Genomic DNA, 16,463 nt, shown 5'->3' on the forward strand with positions numbered 1-16,463 from the left:
TTAATAAAAAGGGGGAATTGTTTATGGAAGGAAAAGAAAATACGCCGATTCTAAAAAGAGAGATTAACCTCATGCAGGCGACACTGCTTGTAGTCGGTATAGTTATCGGAAGTGGTGTTTTCTTTAAGCCGTCATCTGTATTCAAAAATTCTGGAGCGCCAGGGCTTGGAATTCTTGCTTGGATAGTTGGATGTATAATAACGGTAGCTGGAGCGCTTACTATTGCTGAAATAGGTTCCGCTATTCCTAAAGCAGGTGGGTTATTTGTTTACTTAAGAGAATTGTATGGGGAAAAATATGCATTTTTACTTGGTTGGGTACAAACACTTATATACTATCCAGGGGTGTCAGCAGCTTTAGCAGTAGTTTTTGCGACGCAATGTACAAGCTTTATAGATTTATCGCCAGCAGGCCGAAAAGCGGTAGCTATAGGACTCATTATATTTCTTACTATTGTAAATCTTATTTCTACTAAGTTTGGAGCCAAATTTGCGGCAGTATTTACTATTGGAAAGCTTATACCTATAGCTGTAATTATTGTATGTGGTTTTGCTATGGGAAAAGTTCATGAATTTACTCCAATGACAACTTCAGCGAGTACTGGAGCAGGTTTTGGGGCTGCGCTTTTAGGAGTTCTGTTTGCTTATGAAGGATGGGTTGCAGTGGCTAATATGGCTGAAGAAATGAAAAATCCTGCTAAAGATTTACCAAAAGCTATAGTCGTAGGCTTGATTATTATTACTATAGCATACTTAGGTGTTAATTTAGCAATAATTAATACAATGTCAGTAGCTGATGTTGCCGCGTCTAAAAAAGTAGCTTCCGATGCGGCTGTTATACTATTTGGGCCAGTAGGAGAAAAGCTTATCGCAGCAGGTATTTTAATTTCTATCACTGGATGCTTAAGCGCATTTATAATGACTGGTGCAAGAATACCTTATGCTATGGCTATAGATAATATATTTATATTTAAAAGCTTCTTTAGAAAGTTAACTGAAAGACAAGCGATTCCTGCTAATGCACTTATATTTGAAAGCATACTAGCTTGTATATATGCTTTATCTGGATCTTTTGATACTTTAACTGACTTAGCAGTATTTGTTATATGGTTATTTTTTATACTTGGCATAGCGGGTGTATTTAAATTAAGAAAGAATTTCAAACACCTTATACCACAAGATTCATATAAGGTTCCATTATATCCTGTAGTTCCTATAATAGGCATAGTTGGAGCACTATATGTTGTTATAAGTACTCTTTTCACTGGAACTGCTAATGCATTATTTGGTCTTGGAGTTACTTTAGTTGGGGTTCCAGTTTATATGTACATTAAAAAATCTGAAAGTAATAAAGGAATTTCAATGTAAACAGAAAAAAAGCTATAGAATCCTGTTTAGTTTCTTTATAGAAGCTAAGCAGGATTTTTGTTTACAAAATGTTAATAAGTTTGACACTAAGATGTCAAGCAGTACATATATATTTAAAAGTATGTTCAAAGATTTTTAAAAAAATGTTTACTTAATATTCAAATATAAAATGCTTATAAGGGAAGGGATGAATTTATGCAAGCTGCCAAAATAAAAAAAATCTTAATAGCTCTACTTGTGGTAACTGTAGTTGGATCAGCATCATATTACGGTTATAAAAAGTATACAAGCAGTAAAACAACTACTACAGCTAAATTTGCAACAGCTAAGGTTAAAAAATCAGATATAGCAGTAACTGTTGAAGGAACAGGAATGGTTACTTCAGCTGAGGAAACAGATATTTATTCTTCTAATGGTGGTATTGTACAACAATTACCTTTTAAACTAGGGGATACTGTTAAAAGTGGTGATTTGTTTTGTAGAATCGACGATACGACTTCACAGAAAAACATAGACACAGACAAAAATAATATAGCTCAAAAAACTCTAGATTTAAAAAATCTAGAAATTACTTTAGATAATTTATATATAAAAGCTCCTATTGATGGAACTGTAAAATCAGTATTTGCTACTGCTGGAGATGATGTTGCTTCTCTTAAACCAGCATATGGTGGCTTAGCTGTAATTACTACAGGTAGTGATGGATCACTAGAAATACCTATACCTTTCCCACAGTCAGGAAAAATTTCACAAGTATATGTATCCTCAGGTAGCACAGTAAAAAAAGGAGATACTCTATTTAAGCTTGATGATTCAACTATAAAAAACAATATGGAAGCAATAAAGTTACAAATACAACAGCTTCAAAATGATTTGAACACTCAACAAAATAATTTATCAAAAACTTCAATAATATGCCCAAAGGATGGAATTATATCAAATTTAAACATAAAACAAGGTGATTATGTTGATAACACTAAACTTATAGCTGCTATTATAAACCCATCCAATTTACAAATAATAGTACCAATAGATGAAATGGATATAGATAAAGTAAAAGTGGGAGAAGATGCGACTATAAAGGTAGATGATATAAAAGATAAAACATATACAGGACATGTAGAAAAGGTTTCTCAAGTTGGAAAGACGACTAATAATGTTACTACTTATGATGTTACATTATCATTAGATAACTCAGAACGATTAAAGGTGGGAATGAATGTCAATGCAACCATTGCCGTTGAAAAGAAAACAAATGTACTAGCTATACCAACAGAAGCTGTTACAGAAAGAAACGGCAAAAAATATGTAATGGTTCAAAGTAATACTTCAAGTAATGGCATTACTAGCAAGGGAATTAGTAATGTTCAACGTAATAATGATACTAATAGTAGTGAAAATAATAGTTCTCAATCTAAAAATGGTAATTCTAGCACAGGAAACAGCAAGCAATCAAGAAATAATTCGTCAGGCCAGAATAGTACAAATAGGAATTCATCAGGTATTCCAGGAAAACCTGTTGTTATACAAACTGGAATACAAAATCAGAATATGGTTGAAATAATTAGTGGACTTTCTGAAAATGAAACAGTAATAATACAATTTCCACAGTCAAATAACAGTAATCAAAATATGATGAGAAACGGAATGAATGGAATGAATGGAATGAATGGCGGATTTGGAGGAACTGGAAATGGAGCTGCTAGAACTTCAGGTGGCGGTGGTAGAAATTAATATAGGGTTACAAGGCGGTCAATTGATTTACACCCCGGACTATGTTTCCAATCTTCAGTCCGTCAAAAACTTTTAGTCAGTCTAAAGCTTGTATTTCAAGATAACCTAAGAACTTTCGAGAACTCGCTATGCTCAAACAACTCTAAAGTTCTAAGGTTCTCTTAAAACACTTCGCTAAGACTAACACAAAATTTTTAAATCTACCTTCAGCTTTGGAAACATAGCCCTTTGTATAAGCCAATTTTCTAGTTTGAAATCCTATAGGTAAGTTAAAATATGCAGTTTAGAAATGAGGGATAAATTTGAGTTGTGCTGTAATTGAAATGAAAAATATCAGTAAAGTGTACAAGGCAGGAAGTAATGAATTTAAAGCACTTTATGATGTTAACTTAACTATAAATAAAGGTGAATTTGTATCCATTGTAGGACCTTCAGGTGCAGGTAAATCCACATTAATGAATATAATAGGATGTCTTGATAAGGCATCTTCAGGACAATATATGTTAGATGGAATAGATACTAATTGTAGCGATGGTAAACTGGCAGAAATAAGGAATAAAAAAATAGGGTTCATATTTCAAAACTATAACCTTTTACCTAAGCTGAGTATATTGGACAACGTACAGTTACCGTTAATATACCAAGGAATTAATGATAAAGAAGCAAAACAAAGATCAATTGAGAGATTGCATAAAATAGGACTTGGAAACCATATAAAACATAAGCCCCCTGAACTTTCTGGTGGTCAAATGCAAAGAGTTGCTATAGCAAGAGCCTTGGTTACTAGGCCAGAAATGATATTAGCTGATGAGCCTACAGGAGCTTTAGATAGTAAAACTGGTAAAGAGGTTTTAGAAATTCTTAAACAATTAAATAATGAAGGTAATACAATAGTTCTTATAACTCATGATAGGGATATTGCAGCACAAGCAAAAAGAGTAATAACAATAAGTGACGGAACTATAGCATCAGATGAGGTAAAGATTGATTCAGATGTGGCTTATACCTTATCCAAATCATAGTTGAACTTATAAATGATAGAAATACAATAAGAATTATTAAAAATCCTTAAAGGAGAGAATAGTAGAGATGAAATTCACGAGTATAATGAAGATGGCGTTTTTTTCTATACTATCAAATAAGATAAGGTCTCTTTTGACTATGCTTGGGATAATAATAGGAATTTCTTCTGTTATAGTTTTAGTAGGTATGGGAGAAGGTACTAAGCAAAAGGTTGCTTCGCAAATAGAAAAATTGGGAACTAATCTTATAACAGTAAATATAGTAGGTAACAGAAATAAGGCTGTATCTACTAGTGAGCTAGAAGAATTAAAGAAAAAGCCAGGGGTAAAGGACATAGCACCAGTATTAAATCAAGGTAATATAAACATTAAAGGCGGGGACAAAACCGCAACAACCACTATGGAAGCTAGCACTCCTAATTATTCTACAATAAGAAAACTCAATGTGGATAGTGGAAGATTTATTGAACAAAATGATCTGGACAACAGATTCAAAGTAGCTGTAATAGGTGTTACTGTAGCAGATGAACTTTTTGGTAGTAGAAATGTTGTAGGAGAAGCTATAAACATAAATGGATACAACTTTAATATAATTGGAGTCTTACAGGCACAAGGAGGTAGTGGCGGAAATTCAGGAGATGACAGGATAATAGTCCCACTAACAACAGCGCAAAGAATATTGAAAAGCAGAGATATTAGAACTTTTTATATTGAAGCATCAGACAAGGATAGTGTAAGTGAAGCAATGGGATATTTACAATTATTCTTAAACAAAAAGTATAATAATGATACGAAAAGTTATAGAATATTTGACCAAACGAGCTTATTGGAAACATCTAATCAAGCAAATGATAGTATGACAGCAATGCTGTCTGGAATAGCAGGCATTTCACTAGTTGTAGGCGGCATTGGTATAATGAATATAATGCTGGTATCTGTTATTGAAAGAACAAAAGAAATTGGTATTAGAAAAGCAATAGGAGCTAAGCGGGAGAATATACTCACGCAATTTTTAATTGAAGCAGGAAGTATAAGTGGCATAGGTGGAATGCTTGGTGTGCTATTTGGATATGCCTTTGCATACATTGGAAATAACTACTTAAAAATGGATATTACAATATCAAATAATGTTGTTGCTGTTGCTTTCTTATTTTCTGTACTTGTTGGAATAGTATTTGGTATGTATCCCGCGAATAAAGCCTCTAAACTAAATCCAATTGATGCGTTAAGATTTGAATAGACTTTATGTGGGAAACAAAGCAAAAAATTAGTTTCCCTACAGAAGTGAGAATTATATATCTTCAACTATGGGTAAAAGTATTTTAGGGTAGAATGTTGTTAAAACTAATAAAATTAGTTTTAACAGTATTTTTTGCAAATATTATTGACAAAACTTTCTAAGAAAATAAAACTAAAAAATTCGAATTTATTTTATATAAAATGGGATTGTGGGTGTTTTAGTTGGGCCTCCAGTTTATATGTATATTAAAAAATCTGAAAGTAATAAAGAAATTCCAATGTAAATAAATAAACCTCTGTTGATTACATATTATGTATACTCAGCAGGGGTTATTTTTATATATTGATGAATAGTTTAAATTGAATTTTTAGTTGTACTTTTTTACTAAAAATTAAATATTTTAAAGAGTACTTCAATAACTATTTAGAAATATTTCTAAATATTTCTAAATAGTTATTGACACCATAAGTTGGTTGTACTATTATCTATTTAGAAAAGTTTCTAAATAGATAATGAGAGGTGATGCTTTTGGGGTTTGCTGAAACCTTTAAAGCTCTTTCTGACCCCATAAGACGTGAGATACTAATTATGTTAAAGGATGGAAAGATGTCTGCAGGTGATATAAGTTCAAAATTTAATATGACAGGTGCCACTATATCCTATCATTTATCCATTTTAAAGAAATCTGATCTTATATCAGAATCAAAATACAAAAATTATATTTATTATGAGCTTAATACTTCTGTATTTGAGGAAATTATGCTCTGGTTTTCACAATTTAAAGAGGTGAATAAAGATGAAGAATAAAATTAAATTATTTTTATACCTAATAATAACTTTGATGCCACTAATAGTAACCCTGATTTTATTCCCTACATTACCAGAAAAAGTTCCTATGCATATAAATTTTAGAGGAGAAATAGATGGATGGGGAGACAAGTATCAGTCATTAGGTTTGCCTATAATAACAATTATACTTAGTTTTGTTATTCCTAAGTTTTACAAAATGGAAAACAACGAATATAGCTATAGGCCTATTAATATGATTAGTTTTGGATGTGTATGTTTATTTAATATACTTACTTATATATTTTTGTATACAGCATTTTATCCAATAAATCATAATTCTAATAATATTATTTCTGCAGCGCTATGTATATTTTTTATTGTAACTGGAAATTTCCTACCTAAGATTAAGCAAAATTCTTTTGTAGGTATAAGACTTCCATGGACACTTAATAATGAAGCTGTTTGGTATAAAACCCATAGGTTAGGTGGAATGGTGTGGGTTTTAGGTGGCATAATTATGCTTCCATTGTGCTTATTTTCTAGCAGCAGTCATAGTCCAATAATATTGGTTATTGGATTAGCTATAATTACTATTATTCCTTCAGTATATGCTTATGTTATATACAAAAGGATAAATATATAGAATACAAAAAGTGTTATAAATATATTTTTTTGGGGGGAGCAATATGTTAAAAAAACAAATAAAATTAAGGATAGCTTTAGCTCTTGCGGCTTGTGCTATTTTATCCTCTTCTGTTTACGCTGATTCCAGGGTAGAAAGATTATATGGTAACGATAGATATGAGACAAGTATTAATATAGCTAATTATTCTAAATCTGGTCAGTTGGATAGTGTTATTGTTACTAATGGAGAAGATTTTGCAGATGCACTTTCAGGGAGTATACTTCAAAGTTTAGGAAATTACCCTGTAATGCTTGTAAATAGAAGTGTAAAAAATAGCGACAAAACTTTAAATTATATTGAAAATAATTTAAAGAAAGATGGTACTATATACATCTTAGGTGGAGAGGCTTCTGTAAATACTGAATTTGAAAGCTACTTTAAGGAAAAAGGCTTTAATAAAGTGGTAAGGTTAGGCGGAAAGGATAGATATGAAACAAATATTAAAATAGTAAATTCAGCTAATGTAAAAGAAGGTACTCCAATAGTTATAGCTAATGGTGAAAATTTCCCCGATGCTTTGAGTATATCAAGTACAGCAGCATACAAAGGATATCCTATTTTTATAACACCTTCAGATAGCATTCCAAAGGCGGTAGAAGAAAAAATAAAGGAGATCAAGCCTTCAAAAGTATATATTATAGGAGGAACAGGATCTATAAGCAGCAGCATAGAGAATAAAGTAAAAGAAATTTCAAAGGATGTAGTAAGAATACAAGGCAAGGACAGATATGAAACTTCCATGAATGTATGTAAATATTTTGATAAAAGTTCAGATAACATAGTAATCGCTAGTGGGGAAGCTTTTCCAGATGCACTTTCTGGTAGTGCAATTGCGGCTAAGTTTAAAGCTCCTATAGTTATAACAGATGAATCTAACGCTAATAGCTTTAAAAATTATGTAGATAGTCAAAAGTTTAAAAAAGTTATAATACTGGGAGGAGAAGGTGTAGTTTCAAAAAATATTGAAAAAAGTTTAAATGATAATATAGAAATAAATGTAACTAATGATTTGAAAGCCAAAGCTGAGAGTTTTGTAAACTATTTGGCAGCTAAAGACATAGATAGAGCTGTAGGAGAACTAAGTAGTGATCTAAGGTCAGGCAGTGGAGAAAGTATAATGAAAAATTATTTTTCCAGTTTAAGCTTTAAAGGAATAGATATGAATCCTATAAGCATAAAGCAGGAAGATTTACCACTTGGAAACATGGTAACACTAACTTATAAAGTAGTAGGGGCTTCTACAACTATAGATACAAAAATAAAATATGATAATAATGGACAAGTTTATGATTTCACAGCTAAAGCTACTCCGGGAGAAAGTAAATACAAACTTCCTGTTTATGCAAATACAGATAACTTTACTGAAAAGGATGTGCTTATAGATGATGGAAAATATAAGCTGTCGGGAGTATTAAGTATACCTAAAGGAAATGGACCATTTCCGGCAGTAGTACTTGTTCATGGAAGCGGTGCTAATGATAAAGATGAAACTTATGGAGATACGAAGGTATTTAAAGATATATCATCAGGACTTGCTTCAAAAGGAATAGCAGTACTGCGTTATGATAAAAGAGCAAAGGAATATGGTTGCCTAAGTTCAGTAGATATAAAACTTGATTTAAATAAAGAAACTGTAGATGATGCAGTAAGTGCTGTAAACTTACTAAAGAAAACTGAAGGTATTAATCCAAATAAAGTTTTTGTTTTAGGACACAGTCAGGGTGCAATGCTTACATCAACAATAATAAAAGGTTGTGGTGATAACGGAGCAGCTGGTGGAATAATGATGGCTGGACCAGTAGATTTTCTTGATACATTTTTAGAGCAAAGTAAGTATTTAAATTCTATAGGAAATATGACTGAGGAACAGTTAAAATCTATACAAGGCTTATACGATTTAGTAAAAAATAATAAGGAGTTTTCAGGAAATATACCTGACGATTCACCGATGTTTGGCGCTTACCCATATTACTGGTTAAGTGTTAAGAATTCAACTCAGGTAAGTGATGCTGTAAATCTAAAGGTACCGCTTCTTATTCTTCAAGGAAAGATGGACTATCAAGTGGATATTTCTAATTTAGATAAGTGGAAAAATGTATTAAGAAATAAGCAAAATGTGGACTATAATTCTTATGATAAATTGAATCATTTTTTTATTGAAACAAAAGCTAAAACCCCAGCAGACTATGGTAAAGCTGCTAATGTTCCCGATTATGTTATAAATGATATAATAAGCTGGATAAATAAGTACTCAAAATAAATTTAAGATTTGTAGCAGAAAATATCAAAAAATCTCCTTCATAATAAATTAAAGTTATATGGTATAGGAAATAATTAGTTGGAGGAGATTTAATGAAGACAAAAGCTTATTACATGAATCTTACAGGAAGTCATTATGAGGTAGGAAATTATTTGAGGAATATAGTAAAGGCATTGCCAGATGCTGGTGAAAGTTATAAAATTAAAGGAACAACATTTTCAAAAAAGAAATTAATGAAATTTCTAGACTCTTTGATGAATTTTATCTTGGTATTATGGATTAGCTACATTAGGAGTTTTAACTCTTATAGCATCAGACGAAAATCAAATAGTTAAAGACATAAAAGAAATTAGTGACTTTATTTATGAAAAAAAAGGATATGGAATGTGGAGTTTAGAAAAATCTATGAGAATCATACTCTCAGCTAATTTAGTTTCTGACTTTTATGTGGATGAAATGAAAAAGGGTGTGATGGAGGTATCTTTAGCAAACAGTATTAGTGCCATCATTACTGCTGCCTCTGCATCATCTTCAAGTTCATCATAATGAACAAATACTAGGTTCAGATAAAGCCTAAACTTTGTCTGAACTTATTTTTTATTCAAGTAACGAATTTAACTGAATATATACACAGTATTATGCTATAATTTTAGTAAATACTAAATAAGCGAATTTTAACTATAAGCATGATAACTAATGGAGGTATACATATGAAAAATATTGAAGAAAAAATTATATATAAAGGTAAATGGATAGCTCTAAAGGAAACTTCATATACAGCTAAAAATGGAGAGAAAATAAGATGGGAAAGTATAGAAAGAACTAATACTAATAGAACTGCAATTATAATAGCTAAATTAGTTCCATCCAACAGATATGTATTTATAAAGCAATATAGACCAGCTATAAATAATTATATCTTAGGTTTTCCAGCTGGGTTGATAGAAGGAGAAAGTTTAGAAGAAGAGGCATTAAGGGAGTTAAAAGAGGAAACTGGTTATTTTGGAACTGTAAAAAGTATAAGCCCTACTCTATATTCTAATGCTGCATTATTAGCTGATACTGTTCGATTAGTGAATATAGAAGTTGACGAGAGCTTAAAAGAAAATAAACACCCAGTTCAGCATTTGGAGGCAGAAGAGGAGATAGAAGTTATATTAGTTTCCAAAAGTAATGTGAAAGATTTTTTAATAGAAGAGCAAAAGAACGGAACAGCAGTAGGAGTGGGACCATGGTATGTATTTTGTGGTATAAATTGTTTTTAAACTTTTATTTGGAGATGATTTAAATGATAAAATTATTAATAATAATGTGCAGTATAATTGCAATACTGTTAACTTTAGTAGTGGTATTGGTATTCATATTTTTGGCTTCTGGAAATAAAAACAAGAAGTAGAATGTATATAGTTTAACATATAAAAGTAAAGCTATATACATTCTAATAGTTTTATGAATATATATCAGAAAACTCTATATTTATTCTTTCAACATAATTTTTGGGGACATATACATTTTGGCTGCTCATATTATCATCTTCTGTAAGAATTGCAGGCAACTTTATTATAAATTCTGTACCTTGTCCATAAGTACTTTTGACGAAAATTTCGCCACCATGAAGTTCAACTAATGACTTCACTAAAGATAAACCTATGCCGCTGCCTTCATGGTTTCTTGTTAGTGATTTATCTACCTGTCTAAATCTTTCAAATATTATGGAAAGTTTATTTTCAGGTATGCCAATACCGGTATCCTTTACGGAAATTACTATGTTATCTGCAGCGTCATGTACTGTTACAAGTATTTCTCCTCCAGGTTCTGTGAATTTTACGGAATTGGATATGAGGTTTAAAATAATTCTTTCTATTTTATCGGGGTCACATGAAATAAGCTTCTCTTCTACATCAGTGTCAAAGATAAGTGTTATAGATTTATGTTCAGTATATTTAGCAACTGATAAGGTAATATCTTCTACTATACTTACAATGTTATAATTAGAAGGATGTATTTCAAAGTATCCAGAATCCATTTTAGTTATATCGATCAGGTTGTTAACAAGTCTCAGTAATCTAAAACAATTCTGTTTCATTGTAGTTAGATATATTACCGATTTTTCTTTTGAGAGGCTTATATTACTAGCCGGATTCAATATTTGCAGGGCACTTAAAATAACATTTAAAGGAGTTCTTAACTCGTGTGAAATATTTGCAAAGAATTCAGTTTTTATTTTGTCAAATTCTCTAGCTTCTCGAAGCAGCCTAGCATTCTCTTTAAATTTCTCCTGTAACTCTGCAGCTTTTTTATTTTGACTTATATCTTGAGCAACTACAAGGGATGCTACAGTTCCTTTATATGGGAAAAGGCCGCTAACTACCTGAACATCTATAATAGAGCCATCTTTTTTTATGAATTCTTCTTCAATTAACGGAGCAAATTGCTTATAAGCTTGTACAATATTAGTTCTTTCTCTAGCTAATTCATGAAAATCCTTACTAATAAAATCAAATATCTCTTTTCCTATAAGTTCAGTAGGAGAATCTAAACCTAACATTTTTGCAGTAGCGTTATTTGCAAAAACTACTTTGTTATCTATATGTAATAATATGCTTGCAGGAAGAAACTCTATAAGCTTCCTATAGTAGTTTTCGCTTTCTCTTAATAATTTTTCATCTAGCTTTTGCTTTGTTACATCACGAAAACTGTATAGCCTTCCGATTAGTATATTGTTCTTTATTAATGGGCTAGAAAAACTTTCAAATATCCTTCCGTCTCTTAGTTCAAGTAAAGTGAAAAATTTTCTTTTAGTGTTAAACACTTGTTTAATCTTATATTTTATATCTTCTGCGTTTTTAACTTTATTTATAACAAACTTAAGAATATTATTTTTACTTATAGGATTATCGTAGATTTCCATGATGTTTTTTATGTATTTATTGTAATTGATTACTTTTCCAGTTGGATCTAGTACTAAAATCCCTTCGGCAGTAGAATCAAATATAGCTTTTACTGTTTCTTTATTCTCATACAATTTATCTTCTGTATTTTCTAATTTTGTGCAATCCTCTGTTGAAAACATAACTCCATTAAAACCATCTACATTATTTAGAATATTAATTTTTATATTAAAATATTTAATCAGTAAATTTGTATTATCAGTATAGAAAAGAAATCGATCTAGAAATATTGTTTCCTTAGAAGAAAAAATATTCTTTAATCTGTTTGCTATAGAATTAAATAAATAGGAAAACTCATCAAAAAAGTTTTTTCCGATAATATCCTCACGATGAATACTAGTCATAGATTCTTGAGCGGAATTCCAAAGAATGATATCAAAGTTGTTATTTAAGACCACAATACCAACAGGGGTATTTTCTATAATATTTTCAAGCATATCGCTAGGATAACTTATATTATTGTTTTTCATAAAAGAGGAATAATATGAGTTAGACATTTCAACCTCCTTCTTAAGTAAAAATTCATATTGTTATATATTCTACATATATTCTACAAAATGATGTAAAATCCTTTCAAAATATTTAAGTTTAGGATATACTTAAATAAAAGCTTAATATGTTTTGTTATAAATTAATGATTTGAGTTTTATGCTGTTTTCAGACAATGCATAGATATTAGGTGAAGATATGGATCCGTGAAAATAAGTGTTTAATTATGATATATTTTTAACAGAAAAGTATTTTTTATTTTAATTATTTAGAAATTGTTGGTATAATAGTGATATTTAAGTAAGATTATTTTTTCACTTATATTTAAATACATAGAATGTGCAGGTGTGATTTATGGAAGAATGGCTTTTTAAAAAAGATAACTATGTACCACAAAATGATAAGGACAAGTTTATAGATAAAAGTATATTTTCTATACTTCATGTGTTATCCTTAATAAAGAGAAACTCTAAGATTAATAATGGTTTTATATATAATATTAATAGTGTTGTAAAGGTTTTATTTACAGTTTTAAATATAATATTTTTATCAATGTCAAAAAACTTTACATATATACTTTTAGTAGATGTATATTTTTTATTAATTTTAAGCTTATTAGATGTAGAAGACATAAAAAAGGTTTTATCTATAAGTTTAGTTGTTCCCTTATTTACGTTAGTAATGCTTGCACCTTCAATAATAATGGGAAATGTAAAAAATAGTATTTTATTAATCACAAAGGTAATTGGCACTATACTTATTGTTAATATCCTATCTTATACTACTAAATGGCATGATATAACAAAGGCACTAAAGCTTTTCTTTATACCAGATGTATTTATATTGGTTTTTGATATTACTATAAAATATATATACATTTTAGGTGAATTCTCATTAGAAATGTTTTATGCATTAAGGTTAAGATCTATTGGAAAAAATGATAATAAATATTCATCTGTAACAAGAATAATGGGTAATCTTTTTTTAAAGTCAAAAGAAATGGGCGATGAAATGTATTCAGCTATGGAATGTAGAGGGTTTACAGGAGAATATTCATCTTATACAAATTCAAAATTTGGTATCAAAGACTTGATATATGGCTCTGTCAATATGCTTGTTATATTGTTGTATTTTTATTTTGCTAGGATGTGATATTATGATTCAAATTAAAGATATTATCTTTAAATACAAAGATGCAGAAGTGTTAAAAAATATAAACGTAGATATTAAAGAAGGAGAATCAATTGCTTTAATAGGTCCAAATGGAAGTGGAAAATCAACTTTTTTGAAGTTATTAAATGGAATAATATTTGCGACAAAAGGAAAGTATTATTTTAACAGTGAAGAAATAGATAAAAAGAAAATGGAGAATAGTAATTTTAGTAAGCTTTTTCATAAAAAAGTTGGATTTGTATTTCAAAATTCTGATGCACAACTTTTTTGTTCAAATGTTTACGATGAAATAGCCTTTGGACCAAGACAAATGGGAATGGACGATAAGGAAGTAGACAGAAGAGTTTGTGACTGTTTGAGACTTCTTGATATTGAAGATCTAAAAGATAGAGAGCCATATAACTTAAGTGGTGGAGAGAAAAAAAGAGTTGCTATAGCTGCGGTACTTGCTTTAAATCCAGAAGTTTTAATTTTAGATGAACCTATGAATGCAATTGATCCAAAGGGAAAAAAGTTTTTGAGAGAGCTTATGATTAAACTAAATAACAGTGGAAAAACTATAATTTGTTCTACTCATGATTTTGAATATGTACAAGGTATCTTTAAGAGAGTGCTAGTGTTTGCCGAGGATCATAGTATTATAAGAGATGACAATTATGATATTGTAATTAATGATAATAGCTTTTTAATAGAAAATAACATAAAGTGAGAAAAAAGGCATTAGACATTGCTGAGGTTATTTTTATAAGTTATTATGGCTACATATTACAAATAGATATTATTGACATATATGTTGGGCTATAATAAACTAAGATTGAAAAATAAATATTACGAGTTTAGGTGCCTTTTAAAAGGTGAAAAGGGAATGCGGTTAAAGTCCGCAGCAGCCCCCGCTACTGTAATTGATGACGAACCTTCAGCATGCCACTCTTCATAAGAGGAAGGTGAAGGCGAGAATGATTCATGAGCCAGGAGACCTGCCTAGATGTGAGTAGTATAAGCTTTCGGAGGGAAAGTACTTTTAATATGATCACTTCCGGCTTAAGCCGGTTTTTTTATGTTAAAAGCAGCAAACTTTGGAAGTTTGCTGCTTAAATTTTTGAAAAAAATGATTATATGTAATTTGGTGTAAAAATGATTTAGCAATTAATGTATAATTGATAAAGCGGAATTTATATATACAAGAGGGGGATATATATTTATGGCAAAAATAATGATTCAAGGAACTGGATCTTCTGTAGGAAAAAGTATACTAGTGACGGCGTTATGCAGAATTTTTAAGCAGGATGGATATTCAGTTTGCCCGTTTAAAGCTCAAAATATGTCGTTAAATTCATACATAACTTTAGATGGCAAAGAAATGGGACGTGCTCAAGTACTACAAGCATATGCTGCAGGTCTTCAACCAGAAGCATATATGAATCCTATACTTTTGAAGCCTACATCAGATAAAAAGTGCCAAATCATAGTTAATGGTAAGGTTTACGGAAATAGCACAGCTATGGAATATCATAATATGAAACTAGAATTTAGAGATATGTTAAAAGATCATTTTGAAAGTATGGAACAAAAATTTGATATAATAGTAATGGAAGGCGCAGGAAGTCCTGCAGAAATAAATTTAAGAGACAGAGACATAGTAAACATGGGTATGGCGGAACTAGTTGATGCACCTGTAATTATAGCTGGTGATATAGATAAGGGAGGCGTTTTTGCATCACTTGCTGGTACAATGCTCTTATTTACTGAAGAAGAAAGAGCTAGAGTTAAGGGTACTATAATTAATAAATTTAGAGGAGATGTGGAGATATTAAAACCAGGTCTTACTATGCTAGAAGATATTATAAAAGTGACCTGTATGGGGGTAGTTCCACATTTTACCCTGGCATTGGAAGATGAAGATGGAGCAGTAGAATTTAATACTAAAATTACAGGTAATATTGATATCGCAGTAATTAAGTTGCCACATATTTCTAATTTTACTGACTTAGATGCTTTAAAAAGTGAGGAAGATGTTTCGGTAAGATTTGTAACTTCCGTAGAAGAACTAGGACATCCTGATCTTGTTATTATTCCAGGAAGCAAGAATACTATTGAAGATTTGCTTAAATTAAGAGCATGTGGATTGGAAAAAGCTATAAAGGATTATAGTAGAACTGGATTACTTATTGGTATATGTGGTGGTTATCAAATACTTGGAAAGGTTCTAAAGGATCCTTATGGTGTAGAAACAGATGTAAAAGAGACAGAAGGTATGGCAGTGCTAGATGTAGAAACTGTTTTTGAAGAAGAAAAAGTAACTACAAGAGTAAATGCTGAAAGTATGGAAAAGTTTAATGTGTATAAGAATGAGGAGTTAAAGGAAAATAGAAAACTAAATATTTATGGCTATGAAATTCATATGGGAATATGCAATTATGGTAAAAATGCAAAACCTTTATTTAAAATTATGGATAAAAACGGTGAAAAGGTTGAGCTTAATGATGGAGCTATAAATGAAGAAGGAAATATTATGGGAACTTATATACATGGAATCTTTGATGGAGTAGATTTTAGAGAATATATTCTAAATAAGATAAGGGTATCAAAAGGATTAGAGGTTAAAAAGTCAAGCACCTATGAAAGTCTTAGAGAAAAAGAGTTAGATAAGCTTGCTGACATTGTTAGGGAAAGCTTGGATATTAATAAAATCTACGAAGTAATGGGAATAAATAGTAATGGGAATAAATAAATTTTTGAGGTGAGAAATTTTG

Annotated in this window: 14 protein-coding genes and 1 riboswitch; of the genes, 13 read left to right on the plus strand and 1 reads right to left on the minus strand. The window is 30.5% G+C overall.

Annotated features, from left to right (window positions below):
* Positions 1 to 23 precede the first annotated feature (23 nt).
* The 10 genes from ACZ5N4_RS02910 to ACZ5N4_RS02955 all read left to right on the plus strand — a co-directional run bounded on the left by ACZ5N4_RS02910 (position 24) and on the right by ACZ5N4_RS02955 (position 10,362).
* Positions 24 to 1,367 (plus strand): APC family permease, encoded by a 1,344-nt coding sequence (locus tag ACZ5N4_RS02910; protein ID WP_464207025.1) that lies wholly within the window; start codon positions 24 to 26, stop codon positions 1,365 to 1,367.
* Between the two features lie 195 nt (positions 1,368 to 1,562).
* Entirely contained in the window at positions 1,563 to 3,101 is a 1,539-nt protein-coding gene (locus ACZ5N4_RS02915) for an efflux RND transporter periplasmic adaptor subunit (protein ID WP_464207026.1), read from the plus strand.
* A 323-nt stretch (positions 3,102 to 3,424) separates the two neighbouring features.
* Entirely contained in the window at positions 3,425 to 4,123 is a 699-nt protein-coding gene (locus ACZ5N4_RS02920) for an ABC transporter ATP-binding protein (protein WP_464210801.1), read from the plus strand.
* 67 nt (positions 4,124 to 4,190) lie between these two features.
* The gene (locus ACZ5N4_RS02925; RefSeq protein WP_464207028.1) at positions 4,191 to 5,363 is read left to right on the plus strand and encodes an ABC transporter permease; all 1,173 of its coding nucleotides are present in this window, start codon (positions 4,191 to 4,193) and stop codon (positions 5,361 to 5,363) included.
* A 528-nt stretch (positions 5,364 to 5,891) separates the two neighbouring features.
* The gene (locus ACZ5N4_RS02930) at positions 5,892 to 6,170 is read left to right on the plus strand and encodes an autorepressor SdpR family transcription factor (RefSeq protein ID WP_464207030.1); all 279 of its coding nucleotides are present in this window, start codon (positions 5,892 to 5,894) and stop codon (positions 6,168 to 6,170) included.
* Positions 6,160 to 6,795 carry an SdpI family protein gene (locus ACZ5N4_RS02935; protein WP_464207032.1) on the plus strand — a complete coding sequence of 212 codons (636 nt, stop codon included), beginning with the start codon at positions 6,160 to 6,162 and terminating at the stop codon, positions 6,793 to 6,795. Before ACZ5N4_RS02930 ends, ACZ5N4_RS02935 begins: the two co-directional genes overlap by 11 nt.
* Before the next feature lie 43 nt (positions 6,796 to 6,838).
* Positions 6,839 to 9,097: a cell wall-binding repeat-containing protein gene (locus ACZ5N4_RS02940; RefSeq protein WP_464207034.1), complete on the plus strand. Its 2,259-nt coding sequence runs from the start codon at positions 6,839 to 6,841 to the stop codon at positions 9,095 to 9,097.
* Between the two features lie 92 nt (positions 9,098 to 9,189).
* Positions 9,190 to 9,432 carry a hypothetical protein gene (locus ACZ5N4_RS02945; protein WP_464207036.1) on the plus strand — a complete coding sequence of 81 codons (243 nt, stop codon included), beginning with the start codon at positions 9,190 to 9,192 and terminating at the stop codon, positions 9,430 to 9,432.
* Positions 9,425 to 9,643: a DUF4003 family protein gene (locus ACZ5N4_RS02950; RefSeq protein ID WP_464210803.1), complete on the plus strand. Its 219-nt coding sequence runs from the start codon at positions 9,425 to 9,427 to the stop codon at positions 9,641 to 9,643. Before ACZ5N4_RS02945 ends, ACZ5N4_RS02950 begins: the two co-directional genes overlap by 8 nt.
* Positions 9,644 to 9,807: 164 nt before the next feature.
* The gene (locus ACZ5N4_RS02955; RefSeq protein WP_464207038.1) at positions 9,808 to 10,362 is read left to right on the plus strand and encodes an NUDIX domain-containing protein; all 555 of its coding nucleotides are present in this window, start codon (positions 9,808 to 9,810) and stop codon (positions 10,360 to 10,362) included.
* 182 nt (positions 10,363 to 10,544) lie between these two features.
* On the opposite strand, the gene ACZ5N4_RS02960 is transcribed toward ACZ5N4_RS02955, so the two are convergent.
* Positions 10,545 to 12,518 carry a sensor histidine kinase gene (locus ACZ5N4_RS02960; protein ID WP_464207040.1) on the minus strand — a complete coding sequence of 658 codons (1,974 nt, stop codon included), beginning with the start codon at positions 12,516 to 12,518 and terminating at the stop codon, positions 10,545 to 10,547.
* Between the two features lie 373 nt (positions 12,519 to 12,891).
* Here ACZ5N4_RS02960 and ACZ5N4_RS02965 point away from each other — a divergent pair, with 373 nt between their 5' ends.
* The 3 genes from ACZ5N4_RS02965 to ACZ5N4_RS02975 all read left to right on the plus strand — a co-directional run bounded on the left by ACZ5N4_RS02965 (position 12,892) and on the right by ACZ5N4_RS02975 (position 16,441).
* Positions 12,892 to 13,689 (plus strand): energy-coupling factor transporter transmembrane component T family protein, encoded by a 798-nt coding sequence (locus tag ACZ5N4_RS02965; protein WP_464207042.1) that lies wholly within the window; start codon positions 12,892 to 12,894, stop codon positions 13,687 to 13,689.
* Between the two features lie 4 nt (positions 13,690 to 13,693).
* Entirely contained in the window at positions 13,694 to 14,419 is a 726-nt protein-coding gene (locus tag ACZ5N4_RS02970) for an energy-coupling factor ABC transporter ATP-binding protein (RefSeq protein WP_464207043.1), read from the plus strand.
* Between the two features lie 112 nt (positions 14,420 to 14,531).
* Positions 14,532 to 14,709: riboswitch (cobalamin riboswitch) on the plus strand.
* Between the two features lie 202 nt (positions 14,710 to 14,911).
* Positions 14,912 to 16,441 carry a cobyric acid synthase gene (locus ACZ5N4_RS02975; RefSeq protein ID WP_464207044.1) on the plus strand — a complete coding sequence of 510 codons (1,530 nt, stop codon included), beginning with the start codon at positions 14,912 to 14,914 and terminating at the stop codon, positions 16,439 to 16,441.
* The last annotated feature ends 22 nt before the right edge of the window (positions 16,442 to 16,463 follow it).

This window comes from Clostridium nitrophenolicum, assembly GCF_055391695.1.